This window comes from Sphingomonas sp. BL-S-28 (assembly GCF_055521515.1).
The window spans coordinates 582,690-608,462 of sequence record NZ_CM145483.1; the positions used below are offsets into that span (position 1 = coordinate 582,690).

The 25,773-nt window shown below is 65.3% G+C and carries 21 protein-coding genes and 1 other annotated feature; of the genes, 4 read left to right on the forward strand and 17 right to left on the reverse strand.

Features of this window, described 5'->3' with window-relative positions; all coding sequences use genetic code 11:
• The first annotated feature begins 27 nt into the window (after positions 1-27).
• Entirely contained in the window at positions 28-822 is a 795-nt protein-coding gene (locus tag ACZ1JC_RS02470; protein ID WP_465139484.1) for a hypothetical protein, read from the forward strand.
• 79 nt (positions 823-901) lie between these two features.
• Here ACZ1JC_RS02470 and ACZ1JC_RS02475 read toward each other — a convergent pair whose 3' ends face one another.
• From ACZ1JC_RS02475 to ACZ1JC_RS02500, 6 genes are all read right to left on the reverse strand, one after another.
• Positions 902-1,117: a hypothetical protein gene (locus tag ACZ1JC_RS02475; protein WP_465139483.1), complete on the reverse strand. Its 216-nt coding sequence runs from the start codon at positions 1,115-1,117 to the stop codon at positions 902-904.
• 75 nt (positions 1,118-1,192) lie between these two features.
• Entirely contained in the window at positions 1,193-1,990 is a 798-nt protein-coding gene (locus tag ACZ1JC_RS02480) for a transporter (RefSeq protein ID WP_465139482.1), read from the reverse strand.
• A 63-nt stretch (positions 1,991-2,053) separates the two neighbouring features.
• Entirely contained in the window at positions 2,054-3,169 is a 1,116-nt protein-coding gene (locus tag ACZ1JC_RS02485) for an MBL fold metallo-hydrolase (protein ID WP_465139481.1), read from the reverse strand.
• Complete coding sequence (locus tag ACZ1JC_RS02490) at positions 3,166-4,059, reverse strand: MipA/OmpV family protein (protein ID WP_465139480.1); 894 nt, start codon at positions 4,057-4,059, stop codon at positions 3,166-3,168. The genes ACZ1JC_RS02485 and ACZ1JC_RS02490 overlap by 4 nt, the downstream gene beginning before the upstream one ends.
• Before the next feature lie 104 nt (positions 4,060-4,163).
• Positions 4,164-4,958 (reverse strand): tetratricopeptide repeat protein, encoded by a 795-nt coding sequence (locus tag ACZ1JC_RS02495; protein ID WP_465139479.1) that lies wholly within the window; start codon positions 4,956-4,958, stop codon positions 4,164-4,166.
• 203 nt (positions 4,959-5,161) lie between these two features.
• Positions 5,162-5,728 (reverse strand): TetR/AcrR family transcriptional regulator, encoded by a 567-nt coding sequence (locus ACZ1JC_RS02500; protein ID WP_465139478.1) that lies wholly within the window; start codon positions 5,726-5,728, stop codon positions 5,162-5,164.
• A 135-nt stretch (positions 5,729-5,863) separates the two neighbouring features.
• On the opposite strand from ACZ1JC_RS02500, the gene ACZ1JC_RS02505 reads away from it, so the two are divergent.
• Positions 5,864-7,465, forward strand: a complete 1,602-nt coding sequence (locus ACZ1JC_RS02505; RefSeq protein ID WP_465139477.1) for an ABC-F family ATP-binding cassette domain-containing protein — start codon at positions 5,864-5,866, stop codon at positions 7,463-7,465.
• Between the two features lie 65 nt (positions 7,466-7,530).
• Here ACZ1JC_RS02505 and ACZ1JC_RS02510 read toward each other — a convergent pair whose 3' ends face one another.
• Entirely contained in the window at positions 7,531-8,304 is a 774-nt protein-coding gene (locus ACZ1JC_RS02510) for a BON domain-containing protein (RefSeq protein WP_465139476.1), read from the reverse strand.
• Between the two features lie 270 nt (positions 8,305-8,574).
• Between ACZ1JC_RS02510 and ACZ1JC_RS02515 the strand changes: the two genes are divergently transcribed.
• Positions 8,575-10,836, forward strand: a complete 2,262-nt coding sequence (locus tag ACZ1JC_RS02515; RefSeq protein WP_465139475.1) for an FdhF/YdeP family oxidoreductase — start codon at positions 8,575-8,577, stop codon at positions 10,834-10,836.
• Positions 10,837-10,891: 55 nt separating this feature from the next.
• Here ACZ1JC_RS02515 and ACZ1JC_RS02520 read toward each other — a convergent pair whose 3' ends face one another.
• The 10 genes from ACZ1JC_RS02520 to ACZ1JC_RS02565 form a co-directional block, all read right to left on the reverse strand.
• The gene (locus tag ACZ1JC_RS02520; RefSeq protein WP_465139474.1) at positions 10,892-12,379 is read right to left on the reverse strand and encodes a SulP family inorganic anion transporter; all 1,488 of its coding nucleotides are present in this window, start codon (positions 12,377-12,379) and stop codon (positions 10,892-10,894) included.
• 72 nt (positions 12,380-12,451) lie between these two features.
• Positions 12,452-12,507: a sequence feature (sul1 is cis-regulatory element that is thought to sense ions involved in sulfur or methionine metabolism; They are found in Alphaproteobacteria), on the reverse strand.
• 14 nt (positions 12,508-12,521) lie between these two features.
• Positions 12,522-13,577: an AraC family transcriptional regulator gene (locus ACZ1JC_RS02525; protein ID WP_465139473.1), complete on the reverse strand. Its 1,056-nt coding sequence runs from the start codon at positions 13,575-13,577 to the stop codon at positions 12,522-12,524.
• Positions 13,567-14,469 carry an SDR family NAD(P)-dependent oxidoreductase gene (locus ACZ1JC_RS02530; RefSeq protein ID WP_465139472.1) on the reverse strand — a complete coding sequence of 301 codons (903 nt, stop codon included), beginning with the start codon at positions 14,467-14,469 and terminating at the stop codon, positions 13,567-13,569. Before ACZ1JC_RS02530 ends, ACZ1JC_RS02525 begins: the two co-directional genes overlap by 11 nt.
• Before the next feature lie 5 nt (positions 14,470-14,474).
• Entirely contained in the window at positions 14,475-15,041 is a 567-nt protein-coding gene (locus ACZ1JC_RS02535) for a nuclear transport factor 2 family protein (protein WP_465139471.1), read from the reverse strand.
• Entirely contained in the window at positions 15,031-15,927 is an 897-nt protein-coding gene (locus ACZ1JC_RS02540) for an SDR family NAD(P)-dependent oxidoreductase (RefSeq protein ID WP_465139470.1), read from the reverse strand. The genes ACZ1JC_RS02535 and ACZ1JC_RS02540 overlap by 11 nt, the downstream gene beginning before the upstream one ends.
• Complete coding sequence (locus tag ACZ1JC_RS02545) at positions 15,924-16,454, reverse strand: nuclear transport factor 2 family protein (RefSeq protein ID WP_465139469.1); 531 nt, start codon at positions 16,452-16,454, stop codon at positions 15,924-15,926. The genes ACZ1JC_RS02540 and ACZ1JC_RS02545 overlap by 4 nt, the downstream gene beginning before the upstream one ends.
• Before the next feature lie 35 nt (positions 16,455-16,489).
• Positions 16,490-17,485 (reverse strand): zinc-dependent alcohol dehydrogenase family protein, encoded by a 996-nt coding sequence (locus ACZ1JC_RS02550; protein WP_465139468.1) that lies wholly within the window; start codon positions 17,483-17,485, stop codon positions 16,490-16,492.
• Between the two features lie 216 nt (positions 17,486-17,701).
• Positions 17,702-18,889, reverse strand: coding sequence for an FAS1-like dehydratase domain-containing protein (locus ACZ1JC_RS02555; protein ID WP_465139467.1), 1,188 nt, complete (start codon positions 18,887-18,889; stop codon positions 17,702-17,704).
• Positions 18,890-18,986: 97 nt separating this feature from the next.
• Positions 18,987-19,562 carry an Lrp/AsnC family transcriptional regulator gene (locus ACZ1JC_RS02560; RefSeq protein WP_465139466.1) on the reverse strand — a complete coding sequence of 192 codons (576 nt, stop codon included), beginning with the start codon at positions 19,560-19,562 and terminating at the stop codon, positions 18,987-18,989.
• A gap of 48 nt (positions 19,563-19,610) precedes the next feature.
• The gene (locus ACZ1JC_RS02565) at positions 19,611-22,079 is read right to left on the reverse strand and encodes a zinc-dependent metalloprotease (RefSeq protein WP_465139465.1); all 2,469 of its coding nucleotides are present in this window, start codon (positions 22,077-22,079) and stop codon (positions 19,611-19,613) included.
• A 700-nt stretch (positions 22,080-22,779) separates the two neighbouring features.
• On the opposite strand from ACZ1JC_RS02565, the gene ACZ1JC_RS02570 reads away from it, so the two are divergent.
• Positions 22,780-25,650, forward strand: coding sequence for a TonB-dependent receptor plug domain-containing protein (locus ACZ1JC_RS02570; protein WP_465139464.1), 2,871 nt, complete (start codon positions 22,780-22,782; stop codon positions 25,648-25,650).
• The last annotated feature ends 123 nt before the right edge of the window (positions 25,651-25,773 follow it).

Genomic DNA, 25,773 nt, shown 5'->3' on the forward strand with positions numbered 1-25,773 from the left:
CGGAATCGGGCGGAGGCGAGAGCAACTGTGACGATAATGACTGTCCTGCGAAAAATCATCGGCGCCGCCGTAGCGGTAGCGGCGGTGGTACCTTTCGCATTTCTGATCATGGTCATAGCAGATGTCGTGTCGCCTAGGCGACAGACCGCCGACTTGCAGGCCACTATCTTCGCCTGCATCATCCTGATCCACACGATCGCATTTGCCATTTGGGGCGCATGGGTCATGTTGCGCCCCCAGGATACCGGGGCAATACGAAGGCGGGAGGCATGGCGAACGGCCGAGGGGAAAGCGTTCAAGCGGCAATGGTACGCACTGCCTGTACTTACGCTGATGTTACCCGTCGCAACCGCCATAACGGTGCTGGGAGTTTTCGCGTGGGTCTCTGGGTTGACCCTGATATTCGCGGGAGACTTCAAATTGGGCAGCGGCATGATCGGGTTCGCGATTTGCGCCATCTTGCCGAGCTCTGTGTTGATGAAACAATTTACCCAACAGCTCCGGGGATGGGGCTCGCCGCTTGCCATTGTGGGCTCCAACGGTATCGGATTCCCAAGACAGCAGCCGGACTACTTGCGGTGGGATGACATCACCTCCATAAGCGTTTCCAGTTCCAGCAGGGGCATCAACCTCGTACTGGAACTGGCCGATCCCAGGCGCTTCTTTCCGGAAGAACCACGTCCATGGGGACCATGGTTTCGGCGCAAGGCTGTCATTCTTTCAATAGACGGCCCCGGCCTTCCACTAGCGGATGCCGCGCAGCAGGCTTACGACGCATGGCACGCCCGCGCCGCCAACGCTGACCTGCAAGCATCCGGCTGACAGAACGCCTTCACTTCATAAAATCGAGGGCCCGGACGATCCCGCCCAGGCCCTGCGAATATCGGGTGAATTCAGGAAATCAGGGGCACTTGGCGAACTTGCCCTTGTTCGGGCCGGCCGTGTAGCGGCACTTGCCGTCCTTGCCCTTGGTCACGCCGGTGGTCGTGGCCTTCGCGGTGGTCGCCGGACACTTGATGAATTTGCCGTGCGAATCCCGGCAGGAACTGGCCGCCAAAATGGGTGTCGCAGCGAGCATTCCCGCTGCGGCGGCTATCGCGATCATCTGGCGAATCATGGTTGCTCTCCTTCGATGCGCACCCACGTCGCCTCTGGTGCGCCTCCAGAGCTTTCGTGTCGATGAACTTCCGCTTCAGAACCGCCGGGACACGCCGAGGTAGACTTCCAGATCGTCGGCATCCCGGTCGAGCCCGGCATTGGCGCCCAGGTCGAACTGCATGTTGTCGCGCGGTTGCCAGGCAAGCGACAGGCCGGACAGATGCTGCACACTGTGCCCTGCGGGGTCATGATCGGCCAGCACCTGATATTCCGCGCTGGCCGAAAGCTTGTCGTTGAACGCAAACGAGGCGCCCACCGTCTCCGCCACGGCGAAATGGCGGCCATGGCCGTCGCCATCGACGGCGGCGTCCACTTCGGTGGTGCTGGCAAGGCTCCAGCGGTCGGACAATTCGTAGGACATCGGCACCAGCGCGCCCGTGCCCCAGTCCCCCGCGCCAAGCGGATCGGTGCCCACCGGCAGCGAGACATAGGGCATCACCGCGATGGAAAAGCCCGATCCGTCCGGATTGGCCAGATTGCGGCGCAGCGCCAGCGTGACGTCGCCGGTGCCGGTCTGGTGCTGGATCGCCCCGGTCAGCTTGTCCCGCGTGCGGGCGAAACCCACCATCGACCAGCCCACCTGCACTTCGGCATGATCGGCAACGCCATAGCGCAGCAGCGCATCGCCCACCGTGAAGGTGTCGGTCCGCTGGGTATCGTCCTTGTCCAGCGTCCAGTCCCCCACGCCCATTTCCAGCGAGGACTGCCCGGGCGACATCGTGCAGGCCGGCGTGCCGATGCCGGGACGATCCGGGCAGTAGTCGCGATCTTGCGCCCATGCCGCCGTGGGCAGGAGGGCAATGCTGAACAGGGCGATGGCAGGAACACGCATGAACTAAACCTCATGACGGACCGCACGGTAATCCGCGAGGCCGGGCTGAGTTCCTTTATAGAATCACTTGGCCGCTCCCTGGCCCGACATCGCCGGCAGGACCGGAATTTCCCAGGACTGCCCGGCGTCGAGTGTGCGGAACCGGTCCGCCGCCAAGCCCTGCCGCGCCGCGGCGGCGGCAAGGCGTTTCGGCGCATCGTCCACCGCCTCCTCGCCCAGTTCGAAAGTGCCCCAGTGCACGCCCAGCGCCCAGCCGGGATGGAGGATGCCAAACGCCGTCACCGCGCCATCGGGATCGATGTGGTTGCCGGTTTTCTGTTCGGTCAGCTTGTAAGGCGCAATGGGCAGGATCGCGAGGCGGATCGGGCGATCGTCCTGTTCGGCCTGATGGGCCCATATCATCTGTCCGTCGCCCGTGTCCCCCGCATAGTAGAGATCGCCGCCCGACGGTAAAGTGACACGGAAACCGCACCACAGCGCGCGGTCCCGATCGTCATACCAGCGCGCGCTCCAGTGGTGGGCGCGGGTGATCTCCACATCGATGCCGGGACGGAATGCGAAGGACTGGCCCCAGTCCCCCGCCGTGGACTTGATATCGTGATCGGCCAGCACGGTGTCGTTGCCCAGCCCGGTGACGATCATCGGGTGATCGCGGCTGTAGATCTTCTTCAACGCCGTTACATCGAGATGGTCGTAGTGGTTGTGGCTGATCAGCACCAGGTCGATCTTCGGCAGGTCCCGCAGCTTCACGCCCGGCTTGCGCACCCGGACCGGCCCGGCGAACTGCACGGGGGAATCGCGGTGGGCCCAGACCGGGTCGATCAGGATGTTGATCCCTTGCGTCTGCACCAGCGTCGTCGCGTGGCCGATCCAGGTGACGACCATCTGCGCTCCATCGATGCGGCGCGCAGGAACGGTCTGCTCTACCGGAACGGAGGCGGGCCAGGTGTGATGGCCGCCCCTGCCCTCGGCGATGCGCAGGAACGTGCCCGGCCCGTCGCGCTGGGCGCCGCCGCTGCCGTCCTCTCCTTCCGGATTGAAGAAGTGCGCGCCGTCGAAGTGATCGCTTTTCGGCCCGTGGTAGTAGATCCGGGATTGCGGCGTGCGGTTGCGATCAAGGCAGCCGGACAGGATCAGCGGCGGCGCCAGCAGGGCCAATGCCAGAACGGCCCGCTTCATCGGAAAGTGTACTCCACGCCGATGGCCCCGCTCCACTGGTTCGCGCTGCCGACATCGGCGACGATGGGCGATCGCGCATAGACGCCCAGCAGGCGCTGGTAGCCGCCGGTCACGAACAGGCCCATGCCGTGCAGCAGGTTGCCCGAAATCGAATGCACCGCCATCATGCTGAGATTCCAGTCCTTCCAGCCGGCCCTGTCCGCCTTGTCGTAGACCGGAAGGCCGCTGGCAAGACTGCCGGCCTGATCCACCGAATAGTAATAGTTGCCGAACCCCGCCCCCACGTAATCGGCCGAGGCGGAGAACGACACGAAGGCATGTTCGGAAAGCGGCGTATCGTAATCGATCTCCGGACTGGCAATGTAGCTGGAATGGGCGCCCGCCACGTCATGCTGGTAGGACAGGCTGAACGACAGCGTATCGTAAGGGCTGGTGATCACCCCCGTCCGCTGCAGGCCCAGCGATCCGCCCAGTTCCACGGCCTTGTCCAGCCGGCCCAGCGCACGCACGGCAACGTCGCCCACCTTGTTCGACCGGTCCAGCCGCAGCGCCGCCAGCGGGCCGGCTTCCAGCTTCCACTCCGGCTTGCCGCTGGAGGGGATGGCATCGATGTAGATCGCGGTGCCCTGCGTGTTGAAGCTGATGCCGGAAACTTGCCCCTGGATCGCTGCGGTCGGCACGATGGTGGAGGTATCCGAACCGATGTAGGTCGGTGTTGCCGCCACGCCCACGCCCACGGAAATACGGTTCCCGCCGATCTTCAGATCGTCCGGCTTGCCCGATACGTCCTGCGCCTGTGCGGGCACGGCAAGCAGAGCGCCGAGGGCAATTCCCGCCAGCAACATCCGCGTTCCGGCGCGCACCGGCCGGGCTGGTTTCGTCGATTTCAAGGCTGTTCCTTCCTTGCCCCGCCAGGCAAAGGTGTGGCGATAGGCGATGACGGCAGACCTTGCCTGCCGCCGAATGGATCAATCGGGTATCGGCTCGCCCGAGCCTACCAGCCGCCGTCCGTGGAATTGTCATCCCACGAACCGTCGTCGGCGATCCCGAAATCGCTTCCGCCCATATCCTGATTGGTGCCCGTAAAGCCCGCGCCGAAGCCGCTGTCGGCTGGTCTTCCCTCGCGGCGTTCGCCGCCGCCGAACATCCGGTCGATCACTTCCTCACCCGCCGCGAAGCCCGCCCCCATGGCGGCCCCGCTGGCCAGATTGCCCAGCAGGCCAGACCCCATGCCGCCTGTATTCAAGCCGCCCGCATTCATCCCTCCCGCCCACGGGCTCGGCGCCACCGTCTGCAGCGCCGGGGCGGATCGCCGACGAAACAGCAGGAATGCCGCGAAGGCGAGTGCCGCCAGAACCGCGATCGGCCCCCATGGCACATGCCGGGGCATTCCGGCCGCCTTCATGTCCACCGGCTGGGCCGGTGCCAACGAAGGCCCCAGCGAGAGCTGCCGGTTTAGTTCCGCCACCGAATAGACGTCCGCAAAGGGCAGGCCCGGCGAAATCTGCTCCGCCTTGGCAAGCTCGCCGCGGCCCTGCGCCATCCTGCTTTCGCGGGCGTAGAGTTCCGCCTCCACGTAATGGGCCTTGGCGCTGTTCGGGTGGTCTTTCAGCACCCGGTTCATCATGGTCAATGCCTGATCGACGTGACCGCCGGCGGCAAGGGCGTGGATCTGCTCGATGTTGGGATCGGCGCCCGCCGCATCGGCAGCCTGAACGGTGGCAGACGCGGCAGTGGGGGCAAGCGCCAGAAGGGACAGGGCGGCAATCAGGGAACGAACTTCGCGCATGGCGGTCTCGGTATGGTCAGCTGCGTGGCACGGGCGGCCGGGATTGGGCCGCTGCGGCAACAACGGCCGGGGATCGGTCGCTGCCTACGCTGCTGCGCCCCGGAACATTGCCCGAAGATCGCCGCATTCTGAAGAATCCGTAATTTGCAGTCGCAAGACGTATTTCAGCGGAAAAGGCGCCCCCCGCATCGACCGGCCAATCGTCACTGCAAGGCCCGCATGACCATCGCGCCAAGGCTTTCGAGCTGCACCGCATCGGCTCCGCCGCGCGCGGCCAGCCGGATGCCGCCGAAGCTGGCGACAAGGTAGGCCGCCACAGCGTCGGGATCGACACTGCCGGCCAGATCGCCTTCGACTTGCGCCTGCCGGATCTGCGAGACGATGGCCGCGCGCAGGGCCCGGTCGGCCGCCGCGTTGATGGCGTTGATGTCCCGGTTGGAACAGCCGAATTCCGCAATGGAACCGACGCCAAGGCAGGCCACCTCCGCCTCGCGCACCACCCGCGCCACCATTGCCGCAATGCCGTCCACCGCCCGCGGCCCGGTTTGCAGAGCCCTGCGATGCGCCAGTCCTTCGGCCAGGACGTGGCGGCGGAGCACCAGCTGGTAGAGCTGCCACTTGTCGCCGAAGGTATCGTAGAGGCTCTGCCGCCCGATCCCCATGGCCGAAACCAGCATCTGCGCGGATGTCCCTTCGTAGCCATGCTCCCGAAACACCGCGATGGCCGCATCCAGCGCTGCGTCCAGATCGAAGGTTCTGGGTCTTGCCATCAGATCCGTATAAATTTAATGGAACAGTCATTCAATAATTCAAACGAGCGATTCGAAACGATGTGATCCGCCCCTGACCGCAACGCTGCAGCTGCCACGCTGCCTCTTGCCTTGCCTTCAGGGAAACCTTGCCTCGTGTCTTCCGTCTCCTCGCACTCGCTTTCCGTGACCGATGTCTCCTGGTCCACGCCCGACGGCCAAACCGTCCTTTCGCACCTTTCCGTCGATTTCGCGCGCGAACGCGCCGGAATCGTCGGCCGTAACGGCGTGGGCAAGTCCACGCTGCTGCGCCTGCTGTCCGGCGCGCTGGAGCCGGAGCGCGGGCGGATCGTCCGCACCGGCACCGTGGGCACCATGCGCCAGATCGTGCAGGTCTCGCCCACCGAAACCATTGCCGACCTGATGGATGTGGCCCCCGCGCTTGCCGTGCTGAAGCGCGCCGAGGCCGGCACCGCCACCCTGGACGAGCTTGCCGATGCCGACTGGACACTGGAGGCCCGCATGGCGGAGGCGCTGGCGCAAGTGGGGCTGGACATGGTGCCGGACACGCGCCTCGTCACGCTTTCCGGCGGCCAGCGCACCCGCGTCGCGCTGGCGGGCGCGGTCTTCGCGCAGCCCGATTTCCTGCTGCTGGACGAACCCACCAACGATCTCGACCGCGAAGGCCGCCGCGCCGTGCGGGATCTGCTGGCAGGCTGGCGCGCCGGCGCCGTAGTCGTCAGCCATGACCGCGAACTGTTGGAAGCGATGGACGCCATCGTCGAAATGACCACGCTGGGCACTGCCCGCTATGGCGGCAACTGGAGCGCCTATCGTGCGCGCAAGGCCGTGGAACTTGCCGCTGCCGATGCAGACCTTGCCGTGGCGGAACGGCGCATCGGCGAAGTCCGCCGCAAGGCGCAAGTCGCGGTCGAACGCCAGCAGCGCCGCGATGCTGCAGGCAGTCGCAAGGCCGCAAAAGGCGACATGCCGCGCATCCTCATCGGCATGCGCCGGGATCGCGCCGAGAAATCCGGCGGAGAGAATGCCCGCCTTGCGGATCGGCTGGAAGCCGACGCCGCGCTGGCGCTGGATGCGGCCAAGGGCAAGGTCGAACGGCTGGAAACGCTTTCGGTCTCGCTGGCCTGCACCGGACTGCCCGCCGAACGGCAAGTGGTGAAAGCGCGCGATCTCCATTTCGGCCATGCGCCGGGGGCGCCGCTGCTGCGGGGGCTGACCTTCACGCTCACCGGGCCCGAACGCGTGGCGATCACCGGCCCGAACGGCACCGGCAAATCCACCCTGCTGGCGCTGATCGCCGGACGCCTGACGCCGTGGTCGGGCACGGCACAGGCGCTGGTGCCTTTCGCCTTCCTCGACCAGCGCCTGTCCCTGCTCGATCCGGCCGAAACCATCGAACAGAACTTCGCCCGGCTGAACCCCTATTCCCGGTCGGCCATGGACGAAAACGCCCGCCGCGCCGCGCTGGCCCGCTTCCAGTTCCGCGCGGCGGCGGCGGATCGGATGGTCGGCACTCTGTCCGGCGGCCAGACCCTGCGCGCGGCGCTTGCATGCGTGCTGGGGGGCACCCGCCCCCCGCCGCTGCTGATGCTGGACGAACCGACCAATCACCTCGATCTCGACTCCATCGCCGCAGTCGAAGCGGGGGTGCGCGCCTATGACGGGGCGCTGCTGGTCGTCAGCCACGACGAAGCGTTTCTGGACGCAATCGGCATCACCCGGCGCCTGTCGCTATAGTACAGGGCCGGACTAGCCGGTCGGGAAGCCCGATGTCCGCTCTCCCCGACCGGCCGGCAGGCCCGTCAGAGGCCTGACACCGTATCGCGGCCAAGGCTCGCGGCCGGGTCCACGCGCAAGTTGTTCTGCACGTGGCGCACGCCGGAAACGTGATCGGCGATGTCTTCGGCGCGGCGCTTGTCCTCTCGGGAGTGGACCAGCCCGTCCAGCGTTACTTCCGCGTCGTTTACCGAAACCCGGACGTGGCTGGCGTCCAGTTGCCAGTCGCGGGTCAGATCGTCGTTCACATCCTCGCGAATGCGTTCGTCCGACCGGGTGTAGTCGCTCGGTCCTCTGCCGCGATGGTCCTGCCGGTGGTCCTCCTCGCGCCGGTGGGCGGCCTCATGATCGCCGAACCAGCTGGCGATTTCGTCGCCGGCGCGCCGCAGGAATCCCCGCCGTTCGCCATATTCGCGCCAATCGCCATAGTCGTCGCGGCGGAAGCTGAACGTCGGGCGGTAACTGTTGCTGGGGTGCATTCCCCCGCCATACATGCCGCGCGGTGCCGAAAAATCGCGGCCACCGTAATCCTCACTGGTGAAGTCGGCGAAGCTGTTGCCGCCCGAAGCATCGAAATTGTGCGTCGGGTAGAGCGGCTCCCGCCCCTCCTGCCGGCGTTCCGCCTCCTCGGCCTCTCGCTGGCGAGCAGCCGCGCGGGCCTCTTCCTCCGGATCGCGAAAACCGCCGGCCTGGCGGCCCGTGTCATCCTGCCACTGGCCGGGTTGGCGCGGCACGTCCCAGCGTCCTTCGGCGCTGCCGCCGGGTTGACCGTTGCGAGGGTCTGAATCGCGTCTGTTCATCGCTGCTCTCCTCGAATTGCGGCGCAGCGGAACGGGCCGCTCAGGCAGCCCGACAGTCGCTGCATCGTGCTCCAATTGGGAAACGCCGCAGAGGGCGAATCTTTCCTGCAAAAGGGTGCCTCTGGCGAAATTTCCTGGCGCTGGTCGTCGCCTGTGGATCCCGCTCGATCGGGCGAAAAATGGCCGCGTGGGCAATGGCTTCGCAGGATCGCAGTGCTATAGTGCGGCAGACGGCCACCCCCCGGCCGTTTTCCGCAAGGACGCTGATTCATGGCAGAAACGACAGACGAAGCGATTCCGGCTGGTCAGACTGTCGAGGGCGTGGGCGATTATTCCGGCCCCGCTGGCGGATGGGGTGCGCTGGGCGCCGTCGCCCGCGCTGTGCGAGAGCAGATGAAAGCCAGCACCCACACCCGCGCGCTGCTGGAAATGAACCAGCCCGACGGGTTCGACTGCCCCGGCTGCGCCTGGCCCGATCCCAAGCACACGTCTTCTTTCGAATTCTGCGAAAACGGCGCCAAGGCGGTTACCTGGGAAGCCACCGTCAAGCGGGTCGATCCGGATTTCTTCGCCCGTCACACGGTATCCGAACTGTGGCAGTGGAGCGATCATCAGTTGGAAGATGCCGGCCGCCTGACCCACCCACTGCGTTATGACGCCGAGAGCGATCGCTTCGTACCGGTTACGTGGGACGAAGCATTCTCGCGCGCCGGCGCAGCCATGCGCGCGCTCGCCCATCCGGACGAGGCGGAATTCTACTGCTCCGGCCGCGCCTCCAACGAATCCGCCTTCCTCTATCAGCTTTTCGCGCGTGAGTTCGGGACGAACAACTTCCCCGACTGTTCGAACATGTGTCACGAGGCGACCAGCGTTGGCCTGCCCAAGTCCATCGGCGTCGGCAAGGGCACAGTGACGCTGGAAGATTTCGACCATGCCAATGCGATCTTCTGCATCGGCCACAACCCGGGCACCAATCACCCGCGGATGCTGTCCACGCTCGCCGCAGCGTCCAAGCGCGGGGTCCCGATCGTGGTCGCCAATCCGATGCGCGAACGCGGTCTGGAAAGGTTCAAGTCGCCCCAGCATCCCACGGAAATGCTGCGCCCGGGCCATGCGACGCCGCTCGCCTCGGCCTATCATCAGGTGAAGATCGGCGGCGATCTGGCCATGCTGAAAGGCATGATGAAGCTGGTGATCGCGGCCGATGCGCTGGACCATGCCTTCATCGCCGAACATACCGAGGGGCTGGAAACGCTGCGCGCCGATCTGGACGCCACCTCGTGGGAATGGATCGAGGGGTCCAGCGGCCTCACTCGCGATGCCATAGAGGAAATGGCCGGGGTCTACATGCGCGCAGAGCGCGTGATCGTCTGCTACGGCATGGGCATCACCCAGCACCGCCACGGCACCCAGAACGTGCAGGCCATTGCCAATCTGTTGCTGCTGCGCGGCCATTTCGGGCGGCAGGGCGCCGGCATTTGCCCGTTGCGCGGCCACAGCAATGTGCAGGGCGACCGTACCGTGGGGATCACCGAAATTCCCGCCGAAGCCATGCTCCAGCGGCTGGATGCCGCTTTCGGCATCGATAGCCCGCGCAAGCACGGGCACAATGCGGTGGAAGCGCTGCAGGCCATGCATGCCGGCCAATCGAAAGCGCTGATCTCGCTGGGCGGCAACCTTGCCGTCGCCATGCCCGATCCGGAAACCTGCTTTGCCGCCGTACGGAGCCTGGACCTTTCGGTCAGCATTCTCACCAAGTTCAACCGCACCTGCCTGCTCACCGCGAAAGAGACGCTGGTCCTGCCCTGCCTAGGCCGCACCGAACTGGATCTTCAGAACGATCGCCCGCAATGGGTGACGGTGGAGGATAGCATGTCGATGGTGCACGCCTCGCGCGGGAAGCTGCCCGCGCCGGGGCCGGAAGTGCGCTCCGAACTGGCCATCGTCGCCGGGCTGGCAAAAGCGACGATGCCGGCTAGCAAGGTCGATTGGGACGCGCTGGTCGCCGACTACGACCGCATTCGCGACAAGATCGAGGCGGTCTATCCCGATTTCCGCGATTTCAACCGGCGCGTGCGCGAACCCGGCGGATTCCGCCTGACGATCGCGCCGGACAAGCGGGTGTGGAACACGCCCAGCGGCAAGGCGCAGTTCCTTGCTGCGCCGCATGTCGATGAGCGCGGGGCCGCCCGGCTGCTGCTAACCACCATCCGCAGTCACGACCAGTACAACACTACGATCTACACGCTGGACGATCGCTACCGCGGCGTGACCGGACGGCGAGACGTGATCTTCGCCAATGCGGTGGACCTGTCGCAAATGGGCCTTGCCCATGGCGACGTGGTGGACGTGGAATCTGCTAGTGGCTCGGTGCTGCGCGGCTTCACGATCATCGCCCACGCCATCGCGCGCGGATCGCTGGCGGCCTATTATCCGGAGGCGAACTGCCTCGTCCCGCTCTCCGATCACGACCCCGCCAGCGGGACGCCGGCCTACAAATCGATCCCGGTGACGCTTCGCGCGGCGGCCTGAACGCCGCCGCGCCTTGCGGCATTCCCTGTCACATCTGAGGTCCGCTTCTGCGAAATCAGGCCGATACCGGCTCTCCGCGAACCAGCGGGGCGTGGCGATCGACCAATATGGCGCTCGCCTCGTTCAGCCCTAAAAGCTCTACGGCAATGCCATGGCGGCGCAGCTTGGCCATCACATTGTCCAGCGCGCCGACGGCGGTAATGTCCCACAAGTGCGCATCGGTCAGATCGATCTGCACGCGGCGGGCGCTGTCTGAAAGATCGAAACGATCGGCAAAAATGTCTGCACTGGCGAAGAAGATCTGCCCGGAAACCCTATAGATGCGCGTGTCGCTGGCGGCATCGTAGCTGGCCGAGACGTCCATCAGCCGCGTAACCTTGAACGCGAAGAACACCCCGCTCAGCAGCACGCCCACGACCACGCCGGCAGCAAGATCGTGCGTGGCGACGGTGACCACCACGGTCGCCAGCATAACCGCACCGGAAACCTTGGGATGGCGGCCCAGATCGCGCAGCGATCCCCATGAGAACGTGCTGACCGAAACCATGACCATGATCGCCACCAGCGCCGCCACCGGCACCTGCGCGACCCATGGCCGCAGCGGCACCAGCACCACCAGCAGGAACACCCCGGCCGCCATCGTCGACAGCCGCCCGCGCCCGCCATAACGGACGTTGCCCACGGTCTGCCCGATCATCCCGCATCCGGCGATGCCGCCGAACAGGCCCGCGGCGATGTTGGCAAGGCCAAGCCCGGTGCATTCGCGCGCCTTGGAACTGGTCGTCTCGGTCAAGTCATCGACGACGCTGGCCGTCATCATCGATTCCAGCAGGCCCACCGCCGCGATCGCCAGCGAATAGGGGGCGATCACCTGCAGGGTCGCCCAGTCCAGCGGCACGACCGGCAGCGCGAAGGATGGCAGCGAAGATGGCAGCTTCCCCAAATCCGACACAGTGTGGAGCGGCATCGGGAAGGCCATCGCGATGCCGGTCAGCACGACGATGCAGATCAGCGGAGACGGGATAGCTTTGGTAATGCGCGGGGCAAGGTAGATGATCGCCAGACCCAGCGCGATCATGGCGTAGGTATGCCAAGTAACGCCCAGCATTTGCGGCACTTGCGCGGAAAAGATCATAATCGCCAGAGCATTGACGAAGCCGGTGCGCACCGACCGCGAAACGAACCGCAGCAACACGTCCAGCCGCAGCAGGCCGAATACGACCTGCAGCAATCCCCCCAATACCGTGGCGGCGAGCAGATATTGCAGCCCGTGGGCATGAACCAGCGCGCCGACGACCAGCGCCACCGATCCCGCCGCGCCCGAGATCATCGCCGGGCGGCCGCCGGTAATGGCGATGACGATGCCGATCACGAACGAAGCGAAGAGGCCGACCTGGGGATCGACGCCGGCCACGAAAGAGAAGGCAATAACCTCCGGGATCAAGGCGAAGGTCGCCACCAGGCCGGCAAGAAGGTCGCGCAGGGCAGCGCCGGGGCCGCCGTACCACTCGGCGCGATAGCGAGCGAAAGAGGGTGCATTCATGAGTCAGGGAGGTCCGCGAAAATCGCAAGGCCGCCGCGGTCGGCGCGGTATGGCATCAAGGCTTGCGAAGTGCGTTGTCCGGCGGATCGGCGGCCGGAATAGCCACCCGGAATTTCACCGGGTCCTTGCGAATGGCCTTCCCTTAGCCCCTGAATTGGCCGGATTGCAAGCCGGCGCCATCTCCCGCGCGCCGGATTTCGCGCGGGGAGGCGCCGAACGCGGCGCGCGCGAAGCGGGACATCACGGACTGTTCGGCAAAGCCCAGTTTCTCCGAAATCCGGGAAAAACGCATGTCCGTCCGCCGCAAGTAATAGAGCATGAAATCACGCCGGACTTCGTCCTTGATCTCCTGAAATGCGCAGTTTTCCTCGTGCAATCGGCGATGCAAGGTGCGGGGATGAAGGCCCAGTTGGCGGGCCACATCGTCATTCGCACAGTTCCCCGTCCACAGCAGTTGCATGATCACGCCGCGTACCTGGGCATGAAACGGCGGGCGTTTGCGGTCGAACTGCTGGTTCACGTGGCGAACCACTTCGCCCAGCGCCTCGGCATCGGCCGCGACGATGGGCCGGGCCAGATCGTCCAGCGTGAAGACCACGCCGTCCTCGTTCTGGCAGAAATGGACGTCGCAGCCGAAGTGCCGGCGATAGGTCGCGCGCGGCGACAGTGCCTCGTGCCGGAAATGAACGCGGCGAACCCGCGCCCTGCCCCCGGTCAAACCCACAGCGCCCAAGTGTCCGGCCAGCAGCGCCTGCTCGATCGCCTGGCTGCGATTGGGCAAGTCCTCACCCAGCAGTTCGTGCCCCATGAAAACGTGCGCACCCGATGCCGATCGCCCCATCCAAACGCGCACCGCCAGGCTGTGCGCGGCATTGTGCGTGGCGACATATTTCAGCGCATCGCCCAAAGTCCGCGAATTGCGCATTACCGCGCCCAGCGGCCCGAACACATCGGAATCGCCCTGTTGGCGGGCCAGCAGCAGGCCGAAATCCGGCTTGCCCAGCACCGCCGCCGCACGTTCGAGCAGGGCCACCCACTGATGACAAGTCGCCGCGCCTACCCGGTCGCAATCGGCTGCATCCAGCCCCACACCGGCCAGCAGCGGCGCCGGATCGGCGCCCAGGCTGCGAACCAGCCTGGGAAAATGCCGCAGCAGCCGCGCCTGTAAGGGTTCGGAGGCTGGTTCGTTACCCGCCATACTCCTCGGCCCGGTTCCAGGTGGTGTCGCCCGCCGACCACAGCGGGCTTCCGCGCGTTTCCCGCAGGGAGGGGATCGTGCGGCCGTCCTTGTCGGTCACGCCATATTCGGCCGCGAGTTCGGCATTGATGAAGGTGCCGCCGGATCGCGCCTTGATTGCCGGGTCCATGGCCAGCGCGGCGATGATCCGGCCGGGAAACTCCGGCGAGGAGCCATTCGCGCTGCCCAGCTGGGCGGCCATGCCGGGAACTGCCTTCAGGTTCTCCGTCGCCCGCTCCGTATATGTGAACCCCTGCCAGAGCGAGACGGCGCTCACGCCGGTATCGCGCAGTTCATGCCCCATGTCGCGCATCATCCGGTCGGTCGCGGTCTTGGTAGTGCCGAACACCACGTCGTAGGTATAGGTCACGCCCACATAGCCGGACAGCGCGGCGATCAGGCCCGAGCCCTGCGGCACCATGATCCGTGCCGCGTGCCAGGCGGCGATATAGGCGGCGCGCATGCCGATATCCCAGATCTCCCATTCGCCGAGCGGCTTTTCCCAGAAACCTTCGCGCCGGGTCATGGCATCGGGAATGGCCATGGCGTTGTTGACCAGCAGATCGAGCCGCCCCTCGTCACGGCGCACCTGTTCGAACAGAGCCGCGATCTGGGCGTCATCCTTCAGGTCGAGCGCCACGGCGACGCCTCGGCCACCGCGAGCGTTCACCTCCGCCACCGTTTCGGCCAGCGTGCCCGGCAGAGGGTGCTGGCCTGCGCCGGTGGTCCGGCCGGTGACGTAGACGGTCGCCCCATGCTCTGCGAGCGTGCAGGCGACGCCCTTGCCGATGCCGCGCGTGGCGCCGGTGACGACTGCAACCTTGCCCAAGAGGCCATCCGAAAGGCGCGCCATCTCGTTCAAACCTTCGCGGGGTTCTGCGGCGCGCGCCGGTTGACGAGCGGGCGCTGATACGAAGGATCGTCCCGGCTGCGGCTGGAAACCCCGTTCAGCGCGATATCGGGCACATCCGCGAAGGGGATCGGCATCGGCGGGGGCAGGCAGCCCCATTCGATCACATTGGTGCGCAGCGCGATCTTCCACTCGCCGCCGCGCCGCTCCAACCGGTCGATATAGCGGCCGCCCGCGATCCACAGGCTTTCATCCCGATTGCGGCCGACGAACTGGTAATAGGTCTCGCTATGCGCGCTGTCGCCATCGAGGTCGATCGTGGTCTGCAGCAAAGCGTGATGGGTCAGGATCTGCCCCGCCTCGTGCATCGGCACCGCCCAGTCCCAGCAATCCGCCGCGGAGCCCACGAAAGGCCCGGCCGCCATCTCGGCATCGTCCCAGAAGGCGGAGAGGTAGACGTCCCGGTCGAACCGATCCATTCCCCGCGAAAAGCGGGCGAGGCATTCGTGGATGTCCTGCTTGTCCAGCAGCGCGTCCAGACGCGCCGCGCGGTCCTGTGCGGCTTCACTTGCCACGATAGTTCACCTCCGCAATCGGTTTCCAGATCGGCGATCCGCGCGTGGCGCGGGCGGACTGGATCACTTGCCCGTCCACATCGGTAAGCCCGTATTCCTGCGCCAGTTCGGCGGTGACGAACTCTCCGCCCGAACGCTTCATCACCTCGGGATCGGCGGCCAGCGCGGCGATCACGCGGCCGGGATGCTCCACGCTGCTGCCGTGCATCTGGGTGATCGAGGTGGTCATCCGGTCGCCCATCTTGGCAAGGTTGTCCTTGGCCTTTTCGGTCAGGGTCAGCCCCTGCCACAGCGTCAGGGAGGCAACGCCGTGCGGCTCAAGCTCGATCGCCATGTCGCGCGCCATGCGGTCCACCGCGGACTTGGAGGTGCCGAAGATCACGCCATAGGTGTAAGTGACTGCCGCAAAGCCCGAAATCGCGACGATCAGCCCCGATTTCTGCGGCGCCATGATCTGCGCCGCGTGCCACGCCGCCACATAGTTGGAGCGCACGCCCACATCCCACATCTCCAGATTGGAAAGCGGCTTTTCCCAAAACCCCTTGGGCTCCAGCAGATCGTCGGAGAGCGAGAAGGCATTGTTGACAAGGATGTCGAGCCGGCCCTGCTCGGCCGCGATCCGTTCGAACAGCGCGGCCACGGCCGCATCGTCACTATGATCGCAGGCGACGGCAATGCCGCGTCCGCCGCTCTCCGCGCCGCGCGTGTCGCATTCGGCTGCGGTGCCGCCCACGGTACCGGGCAAGTAGTAGTCGCCCTCCCGCACCGTGCGCCCGGTGACGTAGACGGTCGCGCCCTGTTCGGCGAGGACCAGAGCGATCCCCTTGCCGATCCCCCGACTGGCGCCGGTTACCAGCGCGACCTTACCGGCCAGCGGCGCGGTCATGCCGTCTCTCCGGCGAACCAGCGCTCGCTGAAATCGCCCTTCGCCCGCCCCGGGAAATGCTCCGCCGTGAAGGGATAGCCCATCACGCCCTTCGCCCAGTCCGCAGCGGCGCCCCAGTCCTGCTCCCAATCGTAGAGCATCACGCGGTCTGCGATGCGCCATTCGCCATCGCGCTTCTCGAACGTGTCGAGATAGCGCCCGCCGATGCAGGTATCGCGATCTCCGCTACCCATATCGATGCGGTGATAGGAAAAGACATGGCTTTCGACGCGCGCGCTATCGCCGTCGAGCAGGATCACCGACTGGCCGATCAGGTGCTGCGTGTCCTTGATCGCATCGGCGCCGGGCACCACCCAGGCGAGATAGGTTCCGAAATCGCCGGCGTGGACCCCATAGTCGAACCGAGCCTCCGGCCACCAGCACGACCGGATCAGGTCCGCGCTGCGCCGGTCCTCGCCGCGCGCGAGGCGGGCGATGCAATCCCGGATCGCCTCGCGATCGAGAAGGGTCTGGATTTCTGGGGTCATGCGTCCTCTCTCGTTTTCGGCTTCAGGTCCGAATTTCACATTTCGATGCAAATCTTGCCGATCTGCTGGCCCGATCGCATGTGCGCGATGGCGTCCTGCAGGCCGTGGAGCGGGAACACGCGGTCTATCGCCGGATGCAGGTCATGCGCCTCGATCGCGCGGACCATCTCGATCTGATCGCGCCGGCTGCCCACAGTGACAGCCTGCAGGCACAGGCGCTTGGCCTGCACCACGGCAAAAGGCATGGTATCGACATCGAACCCCGCAACCGCACCGATGATCGCGACATGCGCGCCGGTCCGCGCCGCGCGTAAGCTTTGGGCCAGCGTGTTCGGGCCGCCCACCTCGATCACATGCTCGGCGCCGAGCCCACCCGTCAGTTCCAGCACAGCATCGCCCCAATCGGGCACGGCGAGCCGGTCGATCACGTGATCCGCGCCCAGTTCCATCAGACGTTCGCGCTTTTCCGGGGTCGATCCAATGGCGATGACCGTCGCGCCGGCCGCCTTGGCGAACTGCAGCGCGAACAGCGATACGCCGCCCGTGCCCTGCACCAGCACATGCTGCCCGGGACTGACGCGTCCGTCAGTGACCACTGCCCGCCACGCGGTAACCGCCGCGCAAGGCAGGCTGGCGGCCTCCACCAGCGAGAGATTGCCCGGCGCACGCGTAAAGTGCGATGCCGGCCGCACCGCCTCATCGCAGGCAAAGCCATCGGCCGGGCCGCCCGGCGAATTGTTCAGTTCCGCGCGGTCGACATGGCCGTCACGCCAGTTGGGATGGAACAGGCTTATCACCCGGTCGCCGGGGGCAAGCTCGGTGACGCCCTCTGCCACTTCCACCACTTCGCCCGCCGCATCCGACAGCGGGATCAGTCCGGGCGCAGCGGGAAACACGCCGCCGATTACCAGACCATCGCGAAAGTTCACCGAGGCGCCATGCATGCGAACCCGGACCTCGCCGGGCCGGAGCGATACGGAGGGCAGGTCGACCAGTTCCAACCGCCCGTTTGTAAGGCGCATCGCCTTCATTGGGCAGGCTCCGCGCTCGCTTCAACGGCATCCGGCGCGAACACCGCAGCCCTGCGCATCGATTGCGGGCAAACCATCTGGACCTCTCCTATGCGCCGGACTCACGCGGCAGCATGCTCTGCATCGGCGCGCCGACGCGGCAAAAACTTGACCGATCCGGACAAAATGCGCGACCCCAGAGCATTCGCCCCAGCGATGCCCGCAGCAGCGCTCCAATCAGTAGGGCAATTGCACCTCGTTGACCGAAGTGACGACGGTCTTGCCGTCCTGATCGGTCATCCGCACCTCGATCCGCACGACCGGGAAGCCCCATTCGGAATTCTCGATCTTCTCCACGACCTCGCCCTCGATATAAGTGACGTCGCCCTCGAAGGCCGGCCCTCGGAACTCGCTCTTGGCGTGGCGGACCATGCCGTCATGCCCGGCCCAGAACGCCAGGTAGTCGGTATTCCAGGCCGCCATCGTCGCGCCGTAGCCATAGGCGCGGTGCATCCCGATCTCGCTGGCACGGCCATCGTCGATGTGCCCGCGCGAGGGGCCGAGGTAGAGCCCATCGCGCAGGCGCGGATCGGTCATCGCGCCCACTTCGTCGAACGAGAAGCCTTCGATCCAGCCCATGTCCTGATTGACCCAGCAATCGGGAACGCCCTCGACCCCCTGCCAGTAAAAGCTGCCCCAGATGTTGAAGATGAAGGCGCGATATTCGGTGGTGAAGCTGGCGATCGAGTGCGGCCCGATCACGCGGCGCGGCAGTTTCTGCCCCACCGCCACTTCCTCGAAATGCGGTGACTTGCCCTCGCGGTTGGAGAGGAACCAGTCGCGGCGGATTTTGTCGATCTCGTCCAGTTCGGCCGCCGTCCACTTGCGCGGCGCGCCGGCGCTGGAGGCATACATGCCGCGCTTTTCCGCCTCCTTCGCCAGATAGCGGATCACCGTGGGGCAGGATTTGGCGATCAGATCGCCGCGCTGGTTGCGATGGATCGTGTCGCCGCGCTGAAACAGCGTGGGGCCGGCGAAGCGGGTATCGGTCAGCTTGTAGCCGGTGAAGATCCGCTCATGGCTGAGATGGTCGCCGGGGCGGACATGGGTGCCGTACCACCACCACTCCTCGCCGCCGAAAATCATGTGCTGGCCCTCGATCCGGCCGACGCAGGCCTGATTGTTGCCATGCCCATAATCGAGCGCGACGCAGATCGACTGCGGCGCGATGATGTCGCCGAACTTGGTCTGCTGCGCGAAACGCTGGTCCCAGTGCAGCGGGTTCACATAGTCCATCGCCATGACCCAGCGGCGGATATCGGTCTTGTTGCAGGGTTCCCACAGCTCCCCGCCGCCCACCTTGTGGCCAAGACGCCATTCGACGTCGCTGATATCCATGGTGACGGTGCCTTCGTCGGCCGACATGCCCTACTCCTTCGATTGCGCGTGCGGCCATGGTGGCGCAGGCGCAATCGGCAGGACTTGACCGATCGCGACAAAGTTGCCCCGTCAGTTCAGCCCATCAACGCCCCTGCTTGAGGATAGCCGGGGCGATCTGCCGGTTGGCCACTTCCCGCAGCACGAAGCTGCTGCGGATGCGCGCCACGTGCGGCAGGCAGGACAGTTCCTTGCGATAGATCGTGTCGTAATCCTCCAGCGACTGGACGTTGAGGATCATCAGGAAGTCGGTATCGCCGGTCACGAAGGCGCAGAACCGCATGGACGGGCTCTGGAGCACCGCCCGTTCGAAGTCCTGCAGGACATTCTCGGCCTGCGACATGAGTTCGATGGAGACGACCACGAGCGTGCCGTATCCCAGCGCGCGCACGTCCAGATTGGCGGAATAGTGAGTGACATAGCCCGACTCCTCCAGAATCTTGCGCCGCCGGGCGACGGCGGTGCTGGACAGGTGGACTTTTTCGCCCAGGCAGACGTCCGATGCGCGCCCCTCTGTCACCAGCGCGCGCATCAGCCGGTAGTCTGTTTCGTCCAATTGATGGTGGTGCCTTGCATGGGCGTCACCCGCCCCATGCAAGGCACTATGGCCGTGCGAATTATCCATGGCTGATTGCGACCTTTTGCCGTTTTTCGATGCCATGCTAGCCGATCTTCTCCAAAATCAAACCGCCGATTGCAATATTATGTCTCAATCCACCGGTTCGTCGAACCAACCTGTCTCGCCGCCGATCGGCATGCCTGCAGGAATTGCGGGACGGGGACGGCGGCCCTTCTCCAGTTCGGCCGCCAGACGCTGCGGATCGCCGAGGATGGCGGCGATCGAGCGCTGCCAATAGCCGTCGTCGGCATTGGCGGAGGCTTTGCCGAAGTTCTTGCCGATTTCGCTGAGGAAGCCCTCCAGTTCGGCGGCGACATCGGCCGGCGTCGACGGATCGCGGGCGGCCCCGGCAATGGCCAGGATCGTGCGCTGCGAAATGCGGCGGCCAACGGTGCCGGAATGCGCGGCGATCACGGGGCGCAGCTTGTCCAGCAAGGTGCCCACGCCGGGCTGTCCAGCGTCATAGCCATGCTGGATATGCAGGCGCGTGAGGCGGGCGGGCGCCAGCAGGCTATCCAGCGTGATCTGCGCGGCAACGTCCGCCGCCACCAGTGGATCGAACACGGCCGAACCGGCGCTCTGGAACACTTCCCGCGTCGCCTGCACATCGGGCCGCGCGCTGGTGCCGCTGGAGAGCATCATGGCGACCGGGGCGGGAACCGTCAGTTCCTTTTCCGAAAGCGTGCCCACCAGCGCATCGATGGCAGCCAGTTGTTCGCCGGCCGGAACCGCCGTTGGGGCCGGCCGGCCCTCGCCCGCCACGGCGTAGTCGTAGCGAACGCCGCCGACCAGCTTGCCCGTGGCGTCGATCGAATAGCGGTGGAACAGCCAGATCGGCACGAATTTCCGGCGCAGTTCCGCAAGCGGCTCACCCGCATGGAGCACGGCCGGACCGAACGTGCCGAGCGCGATGCGGCGCACTTCCATCGTATGGGCAAGATCCTCAGGCGTATCCTGCCCTTCGGTCCACATGTTCACCCCCGGCAGGCCCAGATCGGCCGCGCGCCCATCGATATCGGTGCCGTAGAGCATGCCCGCCTTGTAGGCCGCATCGGCCTTGGCCGCGGCTGCCGTATCGGCATCGCCCCCCGGCGCGGGCTGGCCGTAGAGCCAATCGATCGTGAACTTGTCCCAGGTGCCGATGCCCTTGGCATAAGCGTCGGACAGGTCGAGCTTGCCGTCTGCGATCTTCACCATCGGTCCGGGGTAATCCATCACCGAGGCGCGGTTCTGCAGGCTCGCCATGAAGTTGTGCACGAAGCCCAGCGAGTGGCCGACTTCATGCGCGCCAAGCTGGCGGATGCGGGCGAGCGACACTTCCACCGGATCGTTGCCAGAGCCGGTATTGTCCTGCGCGGCGCCGACCAGCCCCTCGAAGATCGCCACGTCCTGCCGTACGCGCAGCGCGCCCAGCACGACATTGCCCTTGATGATTTCCCCCGTTCGCGGATCGATCACGCCGCCGCCGTAGGACCAACTGCGGTTCTGCCGGTCCGCCCAGTTGACCATGTTGTAGCGCACGTCCTGCGGATCGGCGCCGGGCGGCAGGATCTCCACTTTGAAGGCATCGATGAAGCCCGCCGCGTCAAAGGCATCGGCCCACCAACGCACGCCATCGGCCAGAGCGCTGCGGATCGGTTCGGGGGCGGCGCTGTCTATGTAATAGACGATCGGCTTCTTCACGCGCGATCGCGCAGCGGAGGGATCGACCTTCTCCAGTCGGAAATGATTGGCGTATTCGACCAGCACCGGACTGCCCAGCGGCGTGCCGAAATCGTAGATCTGCGTCGCATGCGATCCGGAGCGAATGTCGAAGCGGCGCGGGACGAAGCCCGGATCGGGCAGCGCGATGATCGAGGAGTGGACGGTGAAGCTGACCATCCGCCCATCCGGCGCGATGATCTCCAGCTCCCGGCCCGCCGTATCCGCCGTGAAGGTCTGCACGGTTTCCAGCTCGACGTTCTTGGGAAAGACCTTGATCGTCGCCGGATCGACCGCGCTCAGCTTGTCGGACAGTTTGTAGCCCTTGCCGCCCTCTGCCAGCGCCCCGGCCAGGTCCATCGCGTCGGCCATCAGCAACGGCGTCACGTCCACCGTCACCGATCCGCCCGCCGCCGCATCGCCCACCACATCGAGCATGGCGACGGTGCTGAACGGAAAGCTGCCGCGCGCACCCTTGTTCACTTCGGCATCGCCGCTCGCACGGAAGCGCGGGTTTTCGAAGACGGCGGCCACCTTGTTGCCCATGCGGCGGAAGGCCAGCACCTTGGTATCGCCCTGCATGCCGCGATCGATGCGGATATCGGCCGAACCCAGCCCGGTCTTGATCGCCTGCGTGAACAAGTATCGCCCGGCCACGCCGTCAGCGTCCGCCGGCGGCAGGACCAGCAGCACCTTGCCCTTTTCGGCATCGTAGGAAACCGGCATCAGCGCGCCGTCAGGCGAAGCTGCCACGCGCACCGGCGCCGCCACGGCCACGGTGGCCGGCATAAGGGCGATCATGCCGGTGGCGGCGGCTCCAAGGACGAGGGCATGCTTGATTCTGACGGCGACGGACATTCGGCGATTCCCTGTTGGTGGATAGGCTTTTGCGGATAGGCCCCGGCCAAGGTCCGCAGGCGAACCTCAAGCGATCGGAACCACGTGATCGACCCCATGATGCCAAGCCTTGAAAGGGGGCGAACGCCCCGGCCTAGCACGATCAGACTAACAGAAAGGCCCGCGCAGGTTCCCCGATCATATCGGGCGATTTCGCGGATATGATGGTGAAATCCGGCGCCATGACAGTTTTATGCGCAGGAATCGAAACTTTCGGAACGGAATCATGACGTTCCTGAACACGCGAAGGGCGATGCTGCACTGCATTTCCGAATCAGTATACGATGTTCACGTCAGAAACTGACGCCAGTAATACTCAAGGCGCACGATTGCTGCGCGAAACCTGAAATCTGCGATGACATCTATCAAAACTGTGTGAAAAAAGTGCCATCTTTCGTGGGATCACGCGAAGGTTCCTCGCTAAGATCGACCTGTCTCCGGCAGACGACCAAAGGCGCTGGTGGAGACGGAAGGGGCATCCGCGGTCAACGCGGGCAACGGGGCAATACGGCAGCAAATCATGGCTGGCCACCGCAAATGAGGGCGGTGCCTTTGCTGTGACCGACGGTGCGAACCGGCGGCCGATCTGGCTCGTCCTTCTCAAACCTCACTGGGACGAGGGTGCCTTCCGGCGAGAAGGTTCACGAAGGAGGTTTTTGCCATGTGCTCGATGCAGTGTTCCAAGCTGCCGATTTCCTCGTCCCGCGCCTGGGCACGCCGTTCGCTGCTCATGGCTTCGGTCGCTGTGCCGTTCGCGTTGGCCGCACCGGCCATGGCCCAGGATGCCGCCCAGACGGACGATACCCAGCCTGCCAATGAAGTGGTCGTCACCGGCACCCGCATCGTCGGGGACGGCTACAACGCCCCCACTCCGGTCGCCGTATTGGGAGAGGCCGACATCGCCGCACAGGCGCCCGCCAATATCTCCGACTTCGTGAACCAGATGCCCGCGATCGCCGGCAGCGGCACCTCCGGCACCCAGTCGGGCGGCCTGTCCAACGCGGCGGCGGGCATCAACTCGATCGGCCTGCGCGGGCTTGGCGTCGGCCGTACGCTGGTGCTGGTGGACGGGCAGCGCTCCGTCGCCTCCTCGGTGGGCGGCACGGTCGACATCAATACGATCCCGCAGGATCTGGTGAAGCGCGTCGAAGTCATCACCGGCGGCGCCTCGGCCGCTTATGGGTCGGACGCGGTGGGCGGTGTCGTCAACTTCATCCTCGACACCGGTTACAAGGGCGTGAAACTCGCCGCCGATACCGGCATCTCCACCTATGGCGATGCGCCCAATTATCGGGTTTCCGCCACGGCCGGTTACTCGCTGCTCGATGGCCGGCTGCATATGCTGACCAACCTGTCCTACTTCCACCAGAAGCGGGAGGAAGGGATCAACCGCGACTGGAACGACAGCGGCTATTTCCAGATCAACAACCCCGCCTACAACGGCACCAATGGCCTGCCCCAGCGCCTTGTCGCCAGCGGGATCGGTCCCAATGGCTATACGGCGGGCGGCCTCATCACCAGTGGTCCGCTGAAGGGCACTTACTTCCTGGGCGCGGGTGAGACGGACCAACTCACTTACGGCACCGTTTCCAGCCCGTGGATGATCGGCGGCGACTGGCAGACGACGCTGGCCGGCCATGTCGGCACCAATACGCTTGTGCCGCTGGATGACCGCATCAGCGCGTTTCAGCGCGTCGGCTTCGATGTCACCCCCGATATCGAGATCTTCGGCCAGTTCTCGTACAACCGATCCAAGAGCGCGAGTTCGTATCAGCAGACCCCCAGCACCGGCCTCGTCATCAAGGCGGACAATGCCTACCTGTTGAGCCAGTATCCCACCGTCGCCGCGCAAATGGCCGCGCAGGGCCTGTCCTCGATCACCATCGGCACCTCCAACGCCGGTTTCCCGATCCCCGGTAGCGACAACAAGCGCGAAGTCTTCCGCTTCGTCGGCGGGGCAAAGGGCAGCCTGGGCCTGTTCGGCAACTCGATGAACTGGGACGCCTATTACCAGAAGGGCGTGACCAAGAGCCGCGAGGCGCTGGTGAATACCTGGAACAACGCCCGCATGGCCGATGCGCAGGACGCGGTCTTCGCGGCGGACGGCAGCATCGTCTGCCGCTCCACCCTGACCAACCCCGGCAACGGCTGCGTTCCCATCGACCGCCTTGGCACCGATGGCCCTTCGCAGGAAGCGCTGGACTACATCTACTACAACGGCCAGCAGCCGCTGCGCCACCAGACCATCAAGCAGGATGTGGCTGCCGCGACGATCAGCGGCCCGCTCTTCGCCCTGCCCGCCGGCAACCTTTCGGTCGCGACCGGCGTGGAATGGCGGCGCGAGCAGATCAACGGCTCGGTAGACGACCTCTACACTTCCGGCTGGCTCTACGGGAACTACAAGGTCAACAAGGGCAAGTACGACGTCTACGAAGGCTTCCTGGAAGTCGACGTGCCGATCATCGACGGGCTGAACGTCAACGCCGCCGCGCGCGGGACGCACTACTCGACCTCGGGCTGGGTCGGCACCTGGAAGGTGGGCGCCAACTGGCAGGTGGTGGACGCGGTGCGCCTGCGCGGCAATATCAGCCACGACATTCGCGCGCCCAACCTTGAGGAACTGTTCGCCGCCGGTACCGCGCGCACCAACACCGTCATCATTCCCGACGATGCCGGAACCCCGGTCACCGGATCGCAGCAATTCGTCCAGAACGCCTTCGGCAATCGCAACCTGAAGCCCGAAGTGGCGGATTCCTGGACAGTGGGCGGCGTCTTCACCCCCGGTTTCCTGCCCGGCTTCAGCGCCTCCTTCGATTATTACGACATCAAGATCGACAAGGCGATCGGATCGATCACCGCACAGCAGACCGTGGATCTCTGCTATGACGAGGGCATCACGCCCTATTGCGACAATATCCACTTCGTGAACGGCACGCTCAGCACGATCGACCTGATGCCGATCAACTTTGCGAAGCAGAAGACCAGCGGTTTCGATATCGAGGCCAGCTACGCCTTCCCGATCGGGCCCGGCCGCTTCCGCCTGCACGGGCAGGCCACGCACTACATCAAGAACGTGGTGGACGATGGCATCAGCTTCCCCATCGACTATGCCGGGGTGCTGGCGGGCGGCACTTATGCCTCGCCCGACTGGGTCTACCGCGTCAGCGCGTTCTACGACATCGATCCGATGACCTTCAACCTCGTCGCCCGCGGCTTCACCAATGGCGTCTACGGCAACGACTGGATCGAGTGCACCACCGACTGCCCGGTCAGCACCACCCAGTACCGCACGATCAACGACAACCACATCGACGGCGCCGTCTATTTCGACGCCTCGGTGGACTTCAAGTTCCCCGCCCTGAACGGCACCGGGCACCTGACCTTCATCGTCAACAACATGCTGAACAAGGATCCGGTGCTGGTCGGCAACGGGCCGGACGGCAACAACGTGCCCGCCTACGCCCAGACCAACCGCAGCCGTTACGAAGTGGTGGGCCGCACGTTCCGCATTGCCGCAAAGGTAGAATTCTAGAGCAGTTGATCCGATTGCATCGGATAATTTGCTCTAGGTTTTTGTTTTTACGCGTTTTCCGAGTCATCAGGTGTTCCACCTGATTAGAAAACGCTCCGAAGGTCGCGAGAGGAGTAATACGAT

Excerpts from the sequence above, each read along its gene's own strand:
- ACZ1JC_RS02515 (WP_465139475.1), top strand. The coding sequence starts at position 8,575 with ATGGCAGAAACGACAGACGAAGCGATTCCGGCTGGTCAGACTGTCGAG.
- ACZ1JC_RS02560 (WP_465139466.1), bottom strand. The coding sequence starts at position 19,562 with ATGGCATCGAAAAACGGCAAAAGGTCGCAATCAGCCATGGATAATTCG.
- ACZ1JC_RS02530 (WP_465139472.1), bottom strand. The coding sequence starts at position 14,469 with ATGGCGCGCCTTTCGGATGGCCTCTTGGGCAAGGTTGCAGTCGTCACC.
- ACZ1JC_RS02485 (WP_465139481.1), bottom strand. The coding sequence starts at position 3,169 with ATGAAGCGGGCCGTTCTGGCATTGGCCCTGCTGGCGCCGCCGCTGATC.
- ACZ1JC_RS02500 (WP_465139478.1), bottom strand. The coding sequence starts at position 5,728 with ATGGCAAGACCCAGAACCTTCGATCTGGACGCAGCGCTGGATGCGGCC.
- ACZ1JC_RS02555 (WP_465139467.1), bottom strand. The coding sequence starts at position 18,889 with ATGTCGGCCGACGAAGGCACCGTCACCATGGATATCAGCGACGTCGAA.
- ACZ1JC_RS02525 (WP_465139473.1), bottom strand. The coding sequence starts at position 13,577 with ATGGCGGGTAACGAACCAGCCTCCGAACCCTTACAGGCGCGGCTGCTG.
- ACZ1JC_RS02545 (WP_465139469.1), bottom strand. The coding sequence starts at position 16,454 with ATGACCCCAGAAATCCAGACCCTTCTCGATCGCGAGGCGATCCGGGAT.
- ACZ1JC_RS02495 (WP_465139479.1), bottom strand. The coding sequence starts at position 4,958 with ATGCGCGAAGTTCGTTCCCTGATTGCCGCCCTGTCCCTTCTGGCGCTT.
- ACZ1JC_RS02475 (WP_465139483.1), bottom strand. The coding sequence starts at position 1,117 with ATGATTCGCCAGATGATCGCGATAGCCGCCGCAGCGGGAATGCTCGCT.
- ACZ1JC_RS02565 (WP_465139465.1), bottom strand. The coding sequence starts at position 22,079 with ATGTCCGTCGCCGTCAGAATCAAGCATGCCCTCGTCCTTGGAGCCGCC.
- ACZ1JC_RS02540 (WP_465139470.1), bottom strand. The coding sequence starts at position 15,927 with ATGACCGCGCCGCTGGCCGGTAAGGTCGCGCTGGTAACCGGCGCCAGT.
- ACZ1JC_RS02480 (WP_465139482.1), bottom strand. The coding sequence starts at position 1,990 with ATGCGTGTTCCTGCCATCGCCCTGTTCAGCATTGCCCTCCTGCCCACG.
- ACZ1JC_RS02520 (WP_465139474.1), bottom strand. The coding sequence starts at position 12,379 with ATGAATGCACCCTCTTTCGCTCGCTATCGCGCCGAGTGGTACGGCGGC.
- ACZ1JC_RS02550 (WP_465139468.1), bottom strand. The coding sequence starts at position 17,485 with ATGAAGGCGATGCGCCTTACAAACGGGCGGTTGGAACTGGTCGACCTG.
- ACZ1JC_RS02570 (WP_465139464.1), top strand. The coding sequence starts at position 22,780 with ATGTGCTCGATGCAGTGTTCCAAGCTGCCGATTTCCTCGTCCCGCGCC.
- ACZ1JC_RS02510 (WP_465139476.1), bottom strand. The coding sequence starts at position 8,304 with ATGAACAGACGCGATTCAGACCCTCGCAACGGTCAACCCGGCGGCAGC.